General features: G+C 42.1%; 14 protein-coding genes. 6 read left to right on the forward strand and 8 right to left on the reverse strand.

The window, feature by feature from the left end; all coding sequences use genetic code 11:
• Nucleotides 1-10: 10 nt before the first annotated feature.
• Together FGG15_RS12815 and FGG15_RS12820 are read right to left on the reverse strand one after the other, a co-directional pair.
• Nucleotides 11-1,507: a GH3 auxin-responsive promoter family protein gene (locus FGG15_RS12815; protein WP_138836829.1), complete on the reverse strand. Its 1,497-nt coding sequence runs from the start codon at nt 1,505-1,507 to the stop codon at nt 11-13.
• Nucleotides 1,508-2,377, reverse strand: coding sequence for a M23 family metallopeptidase (locus FGG15_RS12820; protein WP_138836831.1), 870 nt, complete (start codon nt 2,375-2,377; stop codon nt 1,508-1,510).
• Between the two features lie 170 nt (nt 2,378-2,547).
• Here FGG15_RS12820 and tatA point away from each other — a divergent pair, with 170 nt between their 5' ends.
• The 3 genes from tatA (at nt 2,548) to FGG15_RS20210 (ending at nt 5,469) form a co-directional block, all read left to right on the forward strand.
• Entirely contained in the window at nt 2,548-2,742 is a 195-nt protein-coding gene (tatA, locus tag FGG15_RS12825) for a twin-arginine translocase TatA/TatE family subunit (protein WP_138836833.1), read from the forward strand.
• A gap of 229 nt (nt 2,743-2,971) precedes the next feature.
• The gene (locus FGG15_RS12830; RefSeq protein ID WP_138836835.1) at nt 2,972-5,032 is read left to right on the forward strand and encodes an OmpA family protein; all 2,061 of its coding nucleotides are present in this window, start codon (nt 2,972-2,974) and stop codon (nt 5,030-5,032) included.
• Nucleotides 5,033-5,298: 266 nt separating this feature from the next.
• Nucleotides 5,299-5,469, forward strand: coding sequence for a DUF6747 family protein (locus FGG15_RS20210; protein ID WP_202619558.1), 171 nt, complete (start codon nt 5,299-5,301; stop codon nt 5,467-5,469).
• An 85-nt stretch (nt 5,470-5,554) separates the two neighbouring features.
• Here FGG15_RS20210 and FGG15_RS12835 read toward each other — a convergent pair whose 3' ends face one another.
• The 3 genes from FGG15_RS12835 to FGG15_RS12845 all read right to left on the reverse strand — a co-directional run bounded on the left by FGG15_RS12835 (nt 5,555) and on the right by FGG15_RS12845 (nt 9,497).
• A complete protein-coding gene (locus FGG15_RS12835; protein ID WP_138836837.1) occupies nt 5,555-6,544 on the reverse strand; it encodes a DUF4837 family protein in 990 nt (329 codons plus the stop codon).
• A 12-nt stretch (nt 6,545-6,556) separates the two neighbouring features.
• Nucleotides 6,557-8,188: a lytic transglycosylase domain-containing protein gene (locus FGG15_RS12840; protein ID WP_138836839.1), complete on the reverse strand. Its 1,632-nt coding sequence runs from the start codon at nt 8,186-8,188 to the stop codon at nt 6,557-6,559.
• Nucleotides 8,189-8,306: 118 nt separating this feature from the next.
• Nucleotides 8,307-9,497, reverse strand: a complete 1,191-nt coding sequence (locus tag FGG15_RS12845) for a phosphoglycerate kinase (protein WP_138836841.1) — start codon at nt 9,495-9,497, stop codon at nt 8,307-8,309.
• A 132-nt stretch (nt 9,498-9,629) separates the two neighbouring features.
• Here FGG15_RS12845 and FGG15_RS12850 point away from each other — a divergent pair, with 132 nt between their 5' ends.
• From FGG15_RS12850 to FGG15_RS12860, 3 genes are read left to right on the forward strand one after another with little or no spacing between them, the layout of a single operon-like run.
• The gene (locus FGG15_RS12850; protein WP_138838288.1) at nt 9,630-10,781 is read left to right on the forward strand and encodes a DNA polymerase III subunit; all 1,152 of its coding nucleotides are present in this window, start codon (nt 9,630-9,632) and stop codon (nt 10,779-10,781) included.
• 12 nt (nt 10,782-10,793) lie between these two features.
• Complete coding sequence (locus tag FGG15_RS12855) at nt 10,794-11,189, forward strand: DoxX family protein (protein ID WP_138836843.1); 396 nt, start codon at nt 10,794-10,796, stop codon at nt 11,187-11,189.
• Nucleotides 11,190-11,206: 17 nt separating this feature from the next.
• Nucleotides 11,207-13,198 carry an amidohydrolase family protein gene (locus FGG15_RS12860; RefSeq protein WP_138836845.1) on the forward strand — a complete coding sequence of 664 codons (1,992 nt, stop codon included), beginning with the start codon at nt 11,207-11,209 and terminating at the stop codon, nt 13,196-13,198.
• Between the two features lie 50 nt (nt 13,199-13,248).
• Here the strand turns inward: FGG15_RS12860 and FGG15_RS12865 are convergent, their stop codons facing one another.
• From FGG15_RS12865 to mnmG, 3 genes are all read right to left on the reverse strand, one after another.
• Entirely contained in the window at nt 13,249-13,755 is a 507-nt protein-coding gene (locus FGG15_RS12865) for an OmpH/Skp family outer membrane protein (protein ID WP_138836848.1), read from the reverse strand.
• Nucleotides 13,756-13,995: 240 nt separating this feature from the next.
• Nucleotides 13,996-14,826 (reverse strand): class I SAM-dependent methyltransferase, encoded by an 831-nt coding sequence (locus tag FGG15_RS12870; protein ID WP_138836849.1) that lies wholly within the window; start codon nt 14,824-14,826, stop codon nt 13,996-13,998.
• A 150-nt stretch (nt 14,827-14,976) separates the two neighbouring features.
• Nucleotides 14,977-16,845 carry a tRNA uridine-5-carboxymethylaminomethyl(34) synthesis enzyme MnmG gene (gene mnmG, locus FGG15_RS12875; protein WP_138836851.1) on the reverse strand — a complete coding sequence of 623 codons (1,869 nt, stop codon included), beginning with the start codon at nt 16,843-16,845 and terminating at the stop codon, nt 14,977-14,979.
• Nucleotides 16,846-16,847 lie beyond the last annotated feature (2 nt).

Here is a 16,847-nt window from a genome sequence, read left to right on the forward strand (position 1 = left end):
AAAGCTGTACCTAAATGAGAAAAGGTTTCAAGCCTTCTGCAACCTTACGGTCGTTGGAAAGACGCTGCACCTTGTTTTGACCGCCCAGTTTTCCAATGGTCTTCATAAATTCTTGGAATCCCCCAGTTTGTACTTTGGAAATTTTTAGTGGTTGCAGAATATTTCCCGCAATCAAATCCAGATAATAGCTATTCTGATCTTTCATGCTTTCTTCCAAATGGGAAATGAAGGTCGGCACATCTGAGGGTTGCTTTTCAAATTCTATAAGCCATTCGTGATAGGGGAGTTCTCCAGTTGGTGGGGAGGTCTGGGGCGCCACAGTAAATTCATTCACTATGGCATCCGATTTTGAAATAGCCATTTGAATGGCTTCCTCCACTTCTTTGGCAATTACATGCTCCCCAAAAGCAGAAATGAAGTGTTTGATTCGCCCAGATACCACAACCCTATAAGGTTTAGAAGAAACAAACCGAACGGTATCTCCTAGGTTGTAGGCCCACAGCCCGGCATTAGTGGAAATAATCATGGCATAGTCCACTCCAGCTTCCACATCCTTTACAGTTATTCGTTTTGGGCTTTCGTCAAAAAATTCGTCCGCTTTGATAAATTCATAGAAAATACCTGCATTAAGCAATAGAAGCATGCCTTCCTCTTTCTGGGAATCCTGATAGGCAAAAAATCCCTCACTAGCCGGGAACAATTCAATACTGTCCACTTTCCTGCCCATCAATTCCTCAAATTTAGCCCTGTAGGGTTCGTAATTTACCCCTCCATAAATGAACAATTGAAAATTTTTGAAAAGCTCCCCGACTTTCCTGCCCGATTTGGCATTCAGCTTTTCAAAATACATTTGAACCCAAGACGGAATGCCGGCTATTACCGTCATGTTTTCATTTTCGGTCTCCTCTACAATTTTGTCCACTTTGGTTTCCCAATCCTCAATACAGTTGGTCTCCCAACTAGGTAGCCTGTTTTTCTGTAAATAGTTGGGAACGTAGTGGGCCGATATCCCAGACAGTCGTCCCAGTTTTATGCCTCCTTTTTCCTCCAATTCCGGACTTCCTTGTAAAAAAATCATGCGTCCATCCACAAAATTGGCATTGCCAGTCTCATGAATGTAGCTCAAAATGGCGTTCCTAGAGGCCTCAACCTGATTTTTAATGGATTCCCTGGTAATGGGTATGTATTTGGCTCCTGAAGTAGTTCCCGAAGTCTTTGCAAAGTAAACCGGCTTTTCCGGCCATAGCACATCAGCTTCGCCATCAATAATTCTATGTACGTAGTCCTTGAGCTCCTCATAATCCCTTACGGGAACCTGTCTGGTAAAATCCGAATGCGTTTTAATCCCATCAAAACCATGATCCAAGCCAAATTGGGTGTTTTTGGCCCTAGTAATTAAATTTTGAAATAGCTCTTCCTGGACCTGGATAGGGTTGCTAGACCATGCCCTTGTCTTTTTGGCTATTCTTTTGGCAAAAAGCTTTGCTGCAAATGACTTTAGCGACATTTATTTGAAGTCGATATAATTTAATGGATTTACGGGTTTGCCCTTTTTCCAAAGTTCAAAATGGAGATGTGGGCCAGTAGTCAACTCTCCAGTATTTCCTATGGATGCAATCACTTCCCCAGCCCTGACCAAGTCTCCCTGTGATTTACTCAAGGAACCATTGTGTTTATACACCGATGTCAAATCATCTTGGTGTTTAACAATAATCACATAGCCTGTCTCGGCAGTCCATTCAGAAAAAAGCACCGTTCCATCGGCAATGGATTTGACCGGAGTGTCCTTCGGTGCCACAACATCCACCGCATAATGTTTGTTGTTAGGGTCAAAGTTCTGCGATACTGTTCCGCTAAGCGGAGCGAACAACAAGGAGCCAACATTTTCGATGTTCCGTTCGAAGAGATTGTACTTGTCTTCCAAGTCCACTTCCTCCCGTAGTAGTAAGTCTTCTCGAATTGGAGTTAAATCCACTGTTGAGGGATCCAGCTTGTACTTTTCAAAAAGGGAATCTCTGTTGACCTCATTATTTTCCACGTCTCCTCTCAGTACCAGACGGACATTGTCCAAATACCTATTGGTATAATTCAATACAGTGACCAAAGAATCCGTTTTATAGGTGAGTTCAGTAGCCTGTCTTTTTAAGCGGGTTGAAGAATAGCCAGGAATATATTCCCTAAGGGGTGTAAAGGCAATAATCAGGGTCGTCAAGCCAATAAGCACGATTATGAAAAGAGTTCCGGTAACAAAAACGTTGAGTCTGCTCAGTTTAAATGAGATTTTCTCCTCAAAAGTGCTCTCGTTCAAAATCACCAAACGATACTTGTGGAGCAGCTTTTGCTTGATTTCTTTTCTTTTCTTCTTGTCCTTTGCCATGATGGACAAAGATAGCCTTAGATTTTTATATAGATGTTAAGCTTTTATAAAACCCCGTCTACAGCAACTATTTGTTCCAGAAACGGCTGGAACTGCTAATTTTCGTTAATCATCTAGAGCCTTACGGTTCTTTTTACTAATTTTACCATTCATTTAAAGGCATTGCGATTATGATTGCTCAAACTTTTTTTCTTGGTATGCTAGGCCCATGGCAAATTGTACTTATTGTGGTAGTTGTTCTTTTGTTGTTTGGAGGCAAAAAAATTCCGGAGCTCATGCGAGGTTTGGGAAGCGGCATTAAAGAATTCAAAGATGCTTCCAAAGAAGACGAAAAATTGGAAAGCGGCAAGGAACCTGAAGCTTAAATCCATTCAATTGGGCAGATTTTTCTTACTCACAAATTCCCAGTATCTATAAGGGATTGTCGATGAAAAACAACATATTTGCCTAGTTCATGCCATAATTCCCCCCTTTCACAACAAAAACTTATTCGCGCTAATACCATATTCTATTTTAGCGTTAGATATGCTACCAATAGGTTAAAGGCCTATGTAGCAACCATACCAAATGGTGTGTAGTTCAGAAGGAGGGACTATGAAAAGACCTATTTTTATTTTATTCCTAATGCTGGCCTTGGGGCTTAATGCCCAATCTGTGTCCTTTTTGCAATTTGAGGATGAAGATCTTTACAAGGAAACCCAAAGCGTTCGTGGAACTTATTCCTCCCAAACCGCATTTTTAAAACAGCTGGAGGGGATGAGCAATAAATCCCTTTCCAAATTTGTACGCAAAAAAGGAGTAACGGAAAAGCTCATTAAGCAGGCCAACGAATTCTTTGATAAAATGTGGTATGCCGAAGCTGCCCGAGTTTACGACATTGTTCTGGAAAAAAGTGAAGCACAGCACACATTTGAACTATTGTCAAGGGCAGGGGACTCACATTACTTCTCGGGCAATATGGAAAAAGCTTATAAGTGGTACCACGAGTTGTATTTGACCTTTACAGATGATATTTCCGAAGAAAAATTCTTTAAATATGCCCACGCCCTTAAAGGCACAGGGCGCTACCGCAGGGCAGCCAAACTAACCAAGTTGTTTAGGCAAAAGAGAAGCGAGCCCTTGAACGAACTAGGGAAAGATCCAACCACATGGAGCAGTCCACGGTTGGTAGAGGTCAAGAATTTGGCCATTAATTCTAAATATTCCGAATTTTCACCCATGTTCCATAATGATTCTGAGGTGGTTTTTGCTTCTTCTTTGGATTCCTCCTTTCTGACCACCAGGAAATATCGCTGGAACAATCAACCATTTTTGGACCTTTATGTGGCAAAAGCGGATGTAGAAAACGACAATCTGACCCAGCCTAAAAAGTTTTCTAGGAAAATCAACACCAAATATCACGAAGCTTCTGTTTCCTTTTCGCCAGATCAGCAAACCATCTATTTTACCCGTAACAACTATGGTAAAAAATTAAAGCGGGGTAAAAATGGAATCAACCACCTTAAAATTTACCAATCCCAATTAGTGGACGGCGAATGGACCAAGGCTTTTGAATTGCCTTTTAACAGCGAAGATTACTCCACAGGTCACCCCTCCGTAAGCCCGGATGGGAAGAAAATCTATTTTGTTTCGGATAGGCCCGGTGGATTTGGTGGCACTGATGTATATGTGGCGGATATTCTTGGAGAAGGTAGGTTCTCCGAGCCTCAAAACTTGGGGCGTACCGTGAACACCAGCAAAAAAGAAATGTTTCCATACATCACCAATGATGCGCTTTATTTCTCATCAGACCGCACCATGGGGCTTGGCGGATTGGACATTTATAAGTCAGATCATGTTGATGGGGTCTTTAGTGTGGGCATCAACCTTGGGGAACCCATAAACAGTAACCGAGACGACTTCTCCTATATTATAGAAGAAAGTGGCGAAAAAGGATATTTTGCTTCCAATCGAAAAGGAGGTAAGGGAGATGATGATATCTACTCCTTTAAAAACATCCTTAACCTAAATGCCATTTCAGGAAATGTTCTGGATGATCTAACTGGTGAGGCCATTGCAGAGGCCGAAGTGATGCTCTTCGATAAAGACGACATCCAGGTTGCGCAATTGCGGACGCAACCAGACGGAAGCTTCATCTTCAAAAACCTTCAACCGGTATCCAGATATACCTTAAAAACCTTGAAAAAAGGATATTTTGATGCTACGACCAATGTAGATACCAAAGAAAATGAAGATGTCTCATTGATTCAATCGCTTAAACCCTTGGAAGAAATCATAGCAGAAGATGAGGGAGTCCTAAAATTGGAAGTAGAGACCATCTATTTTGATTTTGACAAGTTCAGCATTAAACCTAAGGCAGCGCAAGAATTGGACAAGCTGGTAGCGGTCATGACCGAATATCCCGATATGGTCATCAAAATTGAATCCCATACCGATGCCATTGGTACCCGCGCGTACAACAAATATTTATCCGACAAACGGGCCAAATCCACACGGGATTATATTATTGCGCACGGGATAGATCCCGGCAGGATAGAAAGTGCTGTGGGCTACGGCGAAGAGCAGCTCCTCAACGACTGCTCAGATGGAGTACGGTGTGGCAGAACAAAGCACAGCGAAAACCGCCGATCGGAATTTATCATTGTGAACATGTAACAAAACAACTAATCAACCAAATATTGGGCCCCGGAGACGGGGCCTTTTTTAGTTTAAAATTCCATCCATGCACTTTATCGATCAAGTCCCTCGATAAAACAACAATCTTCCCTTTACCATTAATCGATGAAAGTTTTACGTTAGTAGGGTTTTCCACGAATTTGATTGCATTAATCAAGTTTTTATGACCGTTCACCCTATTGTTTGCACATCCGTTTAAGCTTGCACAATCTTTGTAATGTCTTTAAATCTTTAAACTTATACTTATGAAAAAACTATTACTCATTAAAGAAATCTACTTAGAAGGATTCCGAAATTTAGGTCATATTCTTTTGGAAAAATATTTCAAGGCCTTTTCCTGGTTCTGTTTCATCATGTTCTTTATAGTGCTTTATGCTTTTGTTTACAGAATTGCTACAGGATTCGCCTTTGACTAAAAATTACGTTTAAGCATTTAGAGGACAAAAAAGCCCGGGATGTTCCGGCATACTGGGCTTTTCTGTTTCTGTTTTATCTAATTTTTCAAGGTCCGGATTTGAACTCTACCGTCTTTAAGATGGCCTCCAGCTGAAACATATAATCGCGCTTTTCCTCATTTGGGGCAAAAGCGAACCCTTCCAGCACCATTTTTCTGTTGTTCTCCTTATCATTGATGATGTAGGTGACAAAGGGCCCTGCCATTGGATATCCCTCAATTTCCCAGGTTCCCCTCGTTTCTGCAGCCTTCTTTCCACCCACTAGAGCTGGAAAAACATAGGGCGAAAAAGCCTTTTCCGTTATCATATAAGTACCATCATAAGGTCCTGGAATATATTTCTTTCCAATGCTGTCCCTCATTTTTACAATATCCTGTACAAAAGTGGAGTCTGTGGCAAAACTGTCCCACGGCATTTCATAGGCCAAAATATTCATGGATCCTTTGGGAATCTGGATATCCATCCAAACAAAATTATCTTCATGTTTGCCAACGGTATACAGCGAAGGAACCTTTAAACTGATTCCGAATTCGTCTTCAAAAGCTGTTTCTTTGGTAAGAGACCGGGTAAACCTGCGCTGGGCCTCTGCTATCTCAACCTTTTTAAAAGCGGCAATGGCCATTCCCGCAATCGAGTCCAAATTACCGGCCAAATCGTTATACGTTTCTCCAGTAACCACGGCAATCTTTTGCGGTTTAGCATACATGTTCGTCTTTATATGGGCTGCGGATACCGAATCTTGTTCCACAAAAAGTACAGATCGCGAATAAGCGGTAGCACCCTTAAATACTTGAGGGGGTATTTGAGTAATGGTAAACTTAGGTTCTGCCCTAGGAAGACCAAGTATAGGTGCTGCAAAATGCTCCCTGACCTTATCTCCTATACCGCCCTTCCAAAGTTCGGTGTCCATTACAACCATCAAAGAGTTGATTCCCCCAGTTGAGGGTGGCAAAAAGCGTTGTTTGGGGCCAGAATCCCCACATGATATCCCCACCAAAAGAAAAATGGTGAAGCATAGTGTTCCAAATTTTTTCATATCGTGTTCAATTTACGAAGAACAATCGCACAATTTTAGTTTTGTGCCGGGTTTAAGATTGTTCCCGCTAAGACCGTTCCATTCTCGAAGATTTTCAATGGAAACTCCAGGATATTTTCTGGAAATGGTCCAAAGGGAGTCCCCTTCTTGCACTGTATGAACCTTATTGCCGCTGGCCACTGAACCTGAACTAGCCTTTGCAGTTGTTGGTTTAGAAGTAGTTTTTCTGGGGATATAGGGTTTTCTCGGGAAAATGGTTAGTCGCTGCCCAATCCTCAATTTATTGCTTCGCAATCCATTCCACCTTTTAATCTGGCTCACCCCAACACCATACCGCTCCGCAATCTTGCCCAAATAATCCCCACTTCTAACTTTATAGCGAATCTGGTTCTTGGTCTCTACAAATTGCGGCAAGGGTTTTTCCAGAGAGTCCAGTTCCTTTTTTACGAAAGCATAAATCTCATCCTCATTGCTGACAAACTGCCCAATTTTGGTGACTGGCAAGCGCAACACATAGTCTTTCCCCTTTACCTTTGGAATGATGTTGAGCTTGTACGAAGGATTCAACATCTCCAATTCTTCGGTGCTTATGTCCACCAGCTTGGAAATCTGGTCAAAGGTTATCAGTTGCTTTACATGGATTGTATCGGTTTCAAAATAGGGTCGCTCTGCCTTTTTGTAATGCAGGCCATGTTCCTCTGCATACTCAAAAATGTACATCGTCGCCAAAAAAGCAGGTAAGTAGCCCGCGGTTTCACGGGGAAGATTTCTGCGGATGTTCCAGTAGTTTTTATATCCACCCGAGCGTCTAATGGCCTTGTTCACATTTCCGGGGCCCGAATTATAGGCCGCTAGGGCCAAATCCCAATCGTTGAAAATGTCATACAATTTGGACAGATATTTACTGGCCGCCTTGGTGGCCAAAATGGGGTCATGGCGTTCATCTACGTAACTACTAACGTCCAAGCCATACATTTTTCCCGTACCATACATAAACTGCCAGAGACCTTTTGCGCCAACTCGGGAACGCGCCTTTGGGTTTAGGGCAGATTCCACAATGGCTAAATATTTTATTTCTAATGGAATATCATGGTTGTCCAGTTCCTGTTCAAACAATGGAAAGTAAAATTGGCTTGCTGTGATCATGCGCTGCATCAAGTCCTTCTTTCTAACCAAAAAGGATTTGATAACAGATTCCAAAGAAGAGTTGTAGGAAATATTGAAGGGTGTCTTTTCATCCAACAAGGCCAATCTGGCTTTGAGTGTGTCCGTTGGCAGGTCTACCATTTCAATTTCTTCCTCGGTCGGGTTAATAATTTCCAGCTCCAACTCACTGAACAGTTGGGCGCTCTGATGCAATTCCCTTAACCAAAGACTGTCATATTTTCTGGCTTCTTCCCTGTCTTTCAAAACATACTTCCTTTCGCCATTGGTTTCAATCACCTGAACCCCATCAATGGGTTTTTCAATATTTTTTATTTCAAATGAGGATGTGTTGGGAGTAGAAACGGAATCGGTAATCTGCGTATTTTGCTCCCCAGAATCGGTTTGGGTGGTTGCTGTGGACTTGGCCTCTTGGGCATTAATCAATGGAGCCGAGAATATCAGCGCCACTACAACAGCTTTTCTAAAAACTTGGTTCATGCTGGATTGGGTTTGATTTTGGGGCAAACGAAAATGGGGTTTTTTTCCGAAAAATTAAAGTTTTCGGCCAAAAACCTAACACTTTTAGGATTTCTCCTATTAATTCATAACGTGTGGGTTAGCCCAATATTGCAGCAATTCCAGGCAGGGTTCTACCCTCTAAGCTTTCCAGCATGGCACCTCCTCCAGTAGATACATAACTGACTTTGTCCTGAAATCCAAATTGCTTCACTGCCGCTACAGAGTCTCCGCCGCCAACCAAAGAAAACGCCCCGCTTTGGGTAGCTTCGTCGATAGCGTTGCCAACTTCGATTGTTCCTTTGGCAAAGCTTTCCATTTCAAAAACACCTACAGGCCCATTCCAAAGTATGGTCTTGGATTCCAAAATAACTTGCTTGAAGTTCTCCAGAGTTTGGGGTCCAGCATCAAGACCTTGCCAACCTTCGGGAATCTGGTTCACATCTAAAAATTGGGTGTTGGCCCCATTATCGAAAGCGTCCGCAGCCAAGACATCCACCGGTAAATGAATCTTTACTCCTTTTTCATCGGCCTGCTTTAAAATGTCCAAGGCCAATTCCATTTTATCGTCCTCGCAAATGGAATCGCCAACTGTGCCTCCCTTGGCTTTGACAAACGTATAGGTCATTCCACCACCAATGATCAAGTTGTCCACTTTGTCCAAAATGTTTTCGATAATGGTAATCTTGGACGAAACTTTAGCCCCGCCCAAAATGGCGGTAACAGGTTTCTCTCCCGTTTGCATCACCTTTTCAATGGCTTTGATTTCCTTGGCCAACAGATAACCAAAGCATTTGGCATCCGGAAAATAGTTGGCCACAATGGTTGTTGAGGCATGCGCCCGGTGCGCCGTTCCAAAGGCGTCATTTACATAAATGTCTCCCAACTGGGAAAGCGATTCCGCAAAACCAGAATCCCCTTTTTCCTCTTCCGCGTAAAACCGAAGGTTTTCCAAAAGCAATACCTCGCCATCCTGTAACTCAGACACAGCAGCTTCCGCAGTATCTCCAATACAATCATTGACAAACTTTCCCTGCACCCCAATGATTTCTGAAACCTTTTCAACGATATGGGACAATGACATGTCCGAATTGGCCTGCCCTTTTGGCCGACCCAAATGACTCATTAATACAGCAGCTCCGCCATCTTCCAAAACCTTAAGAATGGTTGGTTTGGCTGCTTCAATTCTACTGGTATCGGTAACATTGAAATCCCCATCCAACGGCACATTAAAGTCAACACGGATCAGCGCTTTTTTCCCTTCAAAATTATAATCGTCTATGGTCTTCATCTAACTTGGTTTAAGGTAAGCCCAAATGTAAAGATTTCCTACTTTCCCCGCCTTGGGCATGGGCCATATTTTTAAACTTTCAACAAAAAAGATGGGAAACCACACAGAACCTAAAAAATGTATCTTTGGCTTATGCTGTTCAAAGACGTTTTGGGGCTCGAGCACATAAAAAAACACCTGGTGACCACAGCAGAAACCGGAAGGGTTGCGCATGCCCAACTTTTTGTTGGCCCGGAAGGTTGCGGAACACTTTCCATGGCCATTGCTTACGCTCAATATCTCCTTTGCGGAAACATTGGCGGAGAAAATGAGGGGGGCGATGCGGTCTGCAATACCAAATGCCATTCACTTACCCATCCCGATCTTCATTTTGCGTTTCCAGTGTCCAATTCCGATAAGATTAAATCCCATGCGGTGAGTGATCATTATCTGGAAGAATGGCGACAGTTTGTACAGGATCAGCCCTATGGGAATCTCTTTGATTGGTACCGCTTGATCGGCATAGAAAAGAAGCAAGGTCAAATTGGGGTTGATGAAGCTCAGGATGTGGTTAAAAAACTCTCATTAAAATCATATGAAGGGGGATACAAGATTTTGATAATATGGATGGCCGAAAAAATGAACATCTCTGCCTCCAACAAACTACTGAAACTGATTGAGGAACCCCCAGAAAAAACAGTCATTCTTCTAATTGCGGAGGATGAGGAGTTGATCATCAACACCATTCGGTCACGCTGTCAGATTTTACATTTTCCGCCCCTACCTGAAGCTGCGATTCTAAACGCTTTACTAGAAAAGGGTGTGGCCGATGCTGAGGCCAATTCGATTGCACAAGAAGCCAATGGAAACTTCAACAAGGCGTTGGACCTGCTTAACAAAGATTCCGAAGATCTAGTTTTTGAACGTTGGTTTGTTCAATGGGTAAGAAGCGCCTTTAAGGCAAAAGGCAATAAAGCGGCAATTCAAGAACTCATTATGTGGAGTGATGAAGTGGCCAAAACCGGACGGGAAGTACAAAAGCAATTTTTGCACTATTGCCTCACCGTAATGAGACAAGCCCTACTGCTGAATTACAATGCCAATGACTTGGTTTATCTAAAAATCCATTTGGAGGGGTTTGATCTCAACAAGTTTGCACCCTTTGTGCATGAAAACAACATCTTGGCCATAGTTGAGGAACTGGAAAAGGCCATTTTTCATGTGGAACGCAATGGGAATGCCAAGATTATCTTTACCGACCTATCTATAAAACTAACACGTCTGCTTCATACCAAAGCAGCATAAAACCAACATATCATGGAACACTTTACATCCAATGCGGCACAAGTTCTTTTGCTCGCAGGCCTCACCATTACCTTTTTACAGAGTGCATTTGACAAAATTTTGGATTGGAAGGGTAATCTAAGTTGGCTTACCGGACACTTTTCCAAAACGGTCTTCAAAGCAATGGTGCCCGTTCTCCTTGGAGTGGTTCTTTTTGGTGAATTGGCTTCAGGGATTTTGTGTGCCATTGGTATTTATGAATTTCTATATTCTGGAAGTGGCTCTATGGCATTCTGCGGCGCGGTCCTTTCCTCGATCACCTTATTGATGCTGCTTCTTGGACAACGAATTGCCAAGGATTATGAAGGGGCCAAGACCATAGTGGTTTATCTTATTTTGGCCATCTTTTTGGTTTACATACTACAATAACAACCTAAATCAACCTCATGAAAACTTGTTTTCCCTTACTTCTGCTAGCGTTCTTGATTTCTTGTCAGGAATCCGACACAAAAAAGGAATATGCCTCCAAAACCTATCAAGTGTATATGCGCGATAACCTTGCCGGCTCCCATACCAGCTCTATGGATTCCCTTGGTAACTATGTCTATACTTTTGAGTTTAATGATCGGGGAAGAGGCCCGGAGATTTTGGAAAAAATAAGATTGGATCAAGCAGGCAACATTTCCTATTTGGAAATTACAGGGGTCAATTATTTAAAAGATACCGTAGTAGAGAACTACGCCTATATTAATGGCGCCGCACAATGGAAAAGCACCTCCGAAGCTGGTGAAAAAGCAACAGACGGCAATCCGTTTTACTCCAGTGTAAACGGCACCCTTGGGGATAACGAATTGTTAATTCGTCTCTTGCTCTCTGCTGAGAACCATACCGTGGAATTGTTGCCCAGTGGAACTGCCACCATTTCAAATATTGAAGCCATTACTGTGGATTCCATTCCGTTGCGCCTGGTAGAAATCACAGGTTTTGGGTTTACCCCATTCTATGAATGGATTGATGAGGACAATCGGATTTTTGCCTCTGTTTCTTCTTGGTTGAGTATCATTTCCGAAGAACATTCCGGAATGATTGAATCCTTATTGGAGATTCAGAAGAAAAAGGAGGATGCATTTTTTGCTTCCTTGGCAAAGGAGCTAACCTCAACTCCCGAAGCTAAAACCCTGATTCAAAATGTGAACCTGTTTGATGCAAAAAATGGGCGTGTCGTTCCTGGCCAACAGGTTGTGGTCAATGGGAATAAAATTGAGTCCATTTCCAGTGTGGCTCCAAACCTTTCCGAAGGAACCAAAATAATCGATGGAACTGGAAAAACGCTTTTGCCAGGACTTTTTGATAACCATTGCCATGTGCAAAAGGAAGATGGCATATTGCATTTAGCCGCTGGAGTGACCTCGGTTAGGGACATGGCCAATTCCATGGAGCTGTTGGAAATCAAAAAGCAATTTGATGAAAACAGCAATATTGGGCCCCGGGTGGTCACCTTAGCTGGGTTCATAGATCAGAAAGGGCCTTTTGCTGGCCCTGGCCTTACCATTACCAACGTTGCCGAAGGAGAGGAAGCTATCCAAAACTACAAGGACAACGGCTATCATCAAATCAAACTCTATAGTTCCATTGATCCCTCTTGGGTAAAACCGCTGGCCAAAAAAGCTCATGAGCTGGGGATGAAGCTAAGCGGGCATATTCCGGCTCATATGTTGGCCGAAGATGCCATAAAAGATGGTTTTGATGAGATTCAACACGTGAACATGGTCGCCTTGAATTTCTTGTCCGATACCATTGATACCCGAACCCCTTTGCGGTTTTCTGCTGTTGCAGAAAACACCCATAATTTGGATTTAGATGGAGCTGAATTCAAAGCATTTGTCCAACTTTTAAAAAAGAAAGCAATAGAAATAGATCCTACAGTTTCCATTTTTGAGGGCATGTTCTCTACAAAAGCTGGAGAGCCAGACCCTCAATTTGAGGCAATACTAGACCGTCTCCCCATCCAAGTTCAACGCGGTTATTATTCTGGGGGGCTTCCTATTCCCGAAGGGAAAGAACAACAGTACAAGGATTCTTTTGCCAAACTCCTGGAAATTCTTGAGAACCTGCATTCCAATGGGGTCACGCTTCTTCCTGGTACGGACGCTATGCCAGGATTTGCCTTGCACAAGGAGCTGGAAAATTATGTGAAGGCAGGAATTCCTGCCAACGAAGTACTTCAACTTGCCACGATTGTATCCGCAAAAAATGTGGGTATGGAAGATCTGTTGGGATCCGTTGAAAAAGGAAAAATGGCCGATCTTATTTTGGTAGACGGAAATCCGGTTGAAAACATCAGTGACATCCGGCGGGTGGAGCTTACTATCAAGGACGGTAAAGTTTTCAATGCAAAGGAACTTTATGGTGCCCTTGGTATTCGGCATTTCCAATAAAAAAAGCCCGTTCTAAAGAACGGGCTGCATCCTAATTTAATCTTAGGTCTTTATTTTTTGTACTTGTCGTTCAAAATTTTGACAATAGCATCCGTAAGGTTCTGCGGGTCTTGCCCGTAAAGCACAGCACCACCGGTTCCGCCAGTAAGAATATACGTGAAGCCGTTGGCCTTTCCGTACTTCTTAACTTCTTTTCTAACCTTGCTCACCAAAGAGTCCATCTCGGTTTGACTGTTCAATTGCAATTGCTGTTCTTCTTGTTGCAGCTGTTGTCCCATAAATTGTCCTCGTTGTTGCAATAGGCCGTATTCTTCTTGGGCATTCTTCTGGGACATTTTTTGGGACTTGGCCTGAAACTCCTGAAGTTCCAATTGAAAGGCCTGGGAAATACTGTCCCTTTTTTTGGTCAAGGCATCAACCTTTGTTTTGTACTTTGCCTCAATATCTACTTTCTCCTGATAATCGTCCAGTAACTTAACGTTATCTACATATCCAATTTTGTTCTGCTGACAGGCCATTGCGCTCATCGCCAAAACAACCATCAATAATTTTTTCATCTTTCTCTTTTAAGGATGCGCTAAAATAGAAAAGCTTTTTTAATGGGCGTCATTATCTTTTTGATAACTCATTCCAGCGCCAATTTAAACCTATAGAGAATATCTATTGGTTTATGGGAGATCAATAAGGTTAGATTATTTTGCGGGCGTCTTAATATACATTCTGTGCGTTTATTTTTTGACTAGGGGCAGATAGGTTAGCCCTTAGGCATAAAACGTCAGTAAATTAGCTTAAAAAGGCTATTGCTTCTTTTTAATGAGATAAATCACTGATGAATACTCCTTGTTAAACCACGCACTTATATTAGACCATAGACCTACGGCTAATGCGGGAAGGAAATAAAAATTGTTTCCTCTGTATTTTTCTGATAACAGGGATACGTAGAACGAATCAAAAATCATTGGATACGTTTTAACAACCTCCATTTGATGCCTTTCAAATAATTTAGAAATAGAGGTTCTCGAAAAATGCCATAAATGTCTTGGCACATCATAGGCGGCCCAATGCGATTTGTAGTGTTTGGCGTCAAAGGACCTATAGTTGGGTACGGCAACAACCAATAACCCATCCTCTTGTAAAAGCTCCTTAAGTTCCACTAGCTGTCCATCCAAATTTGGAAGGTGTTCCAATACATGCCATAGGGTAATTACCCCGTACTTCCTGTCATTTAAATTCGCAAGGCTATCACTAAGTTCAATTCCTTTTTGCTTGGCTCTGTCCCTAGCTTTTTGATTAGGTTCTATGCCAGAAACTTCAAATCCGCTCTTTTTTGCAACGGTAAGAAAATCCCCTGTGCCAGCACCAAAATCCAGGAGCTTCCCGACATTAATATCCTGATTTTCAATCACTTGAACTTTATTTTTTAGATTAAACCCTTTTACAAACTGATATAATCTATCTACAAAGGAAGTCTTCGCATCTGTATGGGAAATATAGGCCTCACTTTCGTAATATCGAAATAGATTTTCTGGTTGTGGTTGTGTAACCAGCATATCCAACTTCGAATCATAGAGCAAATCAAACTCCTCATTGGATACGGAATAATCTTTGGTTTTTAGAAACAACTTCATAAAAGGTCGAAGGCTAAAATTCTTTTCCCGGATGTCGAAGATACACTATAAGGAGGTTTGTATCGAATAACATGCTTTTGAAGTTCTTGGCTAAATGTGAATCACAAAAATAATTAAGGGTATATTTTGTTCCACGTGGAACACTTTAGCCTATCTTCCAAGGAAAACCAAAAGAACACTAATATCAGAGGGAGAAACCCCACTTATTCTAGAAGCTTGAGAAATTGTAACAGGTTTTATCGTTTTTAATTTTTCTCTGGCTTCCGATGAAAGCGATTTTAATTTAGAATAATCAAAGTTTTCGGGAATTCGAACGTTTTCTAATCGATGTAGTTTGTCAGCATTGTTTTTTTCCTTTTCTATATAGCCAGAATATTTTACTTGTATTTCTGCTTGCTCCAAAATTTCGGAATTAAAATCGTTCTCATCCACAAATTTTGAAACAGACTCCAATTGTAGCATGTGATCCATGGATACCCTAGGCCTAGAAAAAACCTTGAACAGCTTGTCCGATTGTTTCACTTTGGAAGAATCCAATGATTCTAAAATCGGATTTATCTCTTCTGGAACAAAGCTGGTTTTTCTAAAAAACTGAATAAACTTATCCGACTGAGCTTCTTTTTGTTCCATTTTTTGCATTCTTTCCTTCGTTGCCAATCCAATCTCATGACTTTTTGGAGTAAGTCTTAAATCGGCATTGTCTTGACGTAGCAAAGTTCTGTATTCCGCCCTTGATGTAAACATCCTATAAGGCTCCTCGGTTCCCTTCGTAATCAAATCATCAATCAATACCCCGATATAAGCTTCATCTCTTTTAAGCACAAAAGGTTCCTTTTCGTTGATTTTAAGATGTGCATTAATGCCGGCCATCAGTCCCTGGGAAGCTGCCTCCTCATAACCTGTGGTGCCATTAATCTGTCCAGCAAAATAGAGATTGTCCACCAACTTGGTTTCCAAGGTATGCCTTAATTGTGTTGGAGGGAAATAGTCGTACTCAATGGCGTAACCCGGCCTAAAGAATTTGACCTCTTCAAATCCCTTTACCGACTTTAGGGCTTTATACTGAATGTCTTCAGGCAACGAAGTTGAGAAACCATTTACATAAACCTCAACGGTATTCCATCCTTCCGGTTCCACAAAAATCTGATGGGAATCTTTGTCCGCAAAGCGATTAATTTTGTCCTCAATGGACGGGCAATACCTGGGTCCAATACTTTTTATTCTTCCGTTGAACATTGGAGACCGATCAAAACCTTCCCTTAACAAATCATGAACCAACGCACTGGTGTGGGTCATATGACAGTCTCTCTGAGAAGTCAATTTTTGGGTGTCCAAATAGGAAAACTTTTCTGGCTTTGCATCTCCGGGCTGTGGGATCATTTTGGAATAATCGAGAGATCTTCCATCAACTCTAGGAGGTGTTCCTGTCTTCATCCTTCCACTATCAAAACCAAAATCAACTAATTGTTCAGTAATACCAGTGGCGGCCTTTTCCCCAGCTCTTCCTCCACCAAATTGTTTCTCTCCAATATGGATTAATCCATTTAAAAAGGTCCCGTTTGTTAGCACCACAGCCTTCGCCCTTATATCAATTCCCAGTGAAGTTCTAACTCCAACGATTTTACCATTCTCTTCCAACAGTCCGGACACCATTTCCTGATAGAAATCTGCATTAGGAGTTCCTTCCAAGGCAATTCTCCATTCCTCCGCGAACCTCATTCTATCATTCTGAGCCCTAGGACTCCACATGGCAGGACCCTTGGACTTGTTGAGCATTTTAAATTGGATTGCAGACTTGTCCGTTATAATTCCACTATAGCCTCCCAGCGCATCAATTTCCCTTACAATTTGTCCCTTGGCGATACCTCCCATAGCCGGATTACAAGACATCTGGCCAATGGTTTGTAGATTCATTGTTACCAATAAAGTCCTTGACCCCATGTTAGCAGCGGCGGCCGTTGCTTCCGCCCCCGCATGTCCGCCTCCAACAACAATTACGTCATATTCCTTCTCAAACATAC

Source organism: Flagellimonas algicola, assembly GCF_005937185.1.
GTDB lineage: Bacteria > Bacteroidota > Bacteroidia > Flavobacteriales > Flavobacteriaceae > Flagellimonas > Flagellimonas algicola.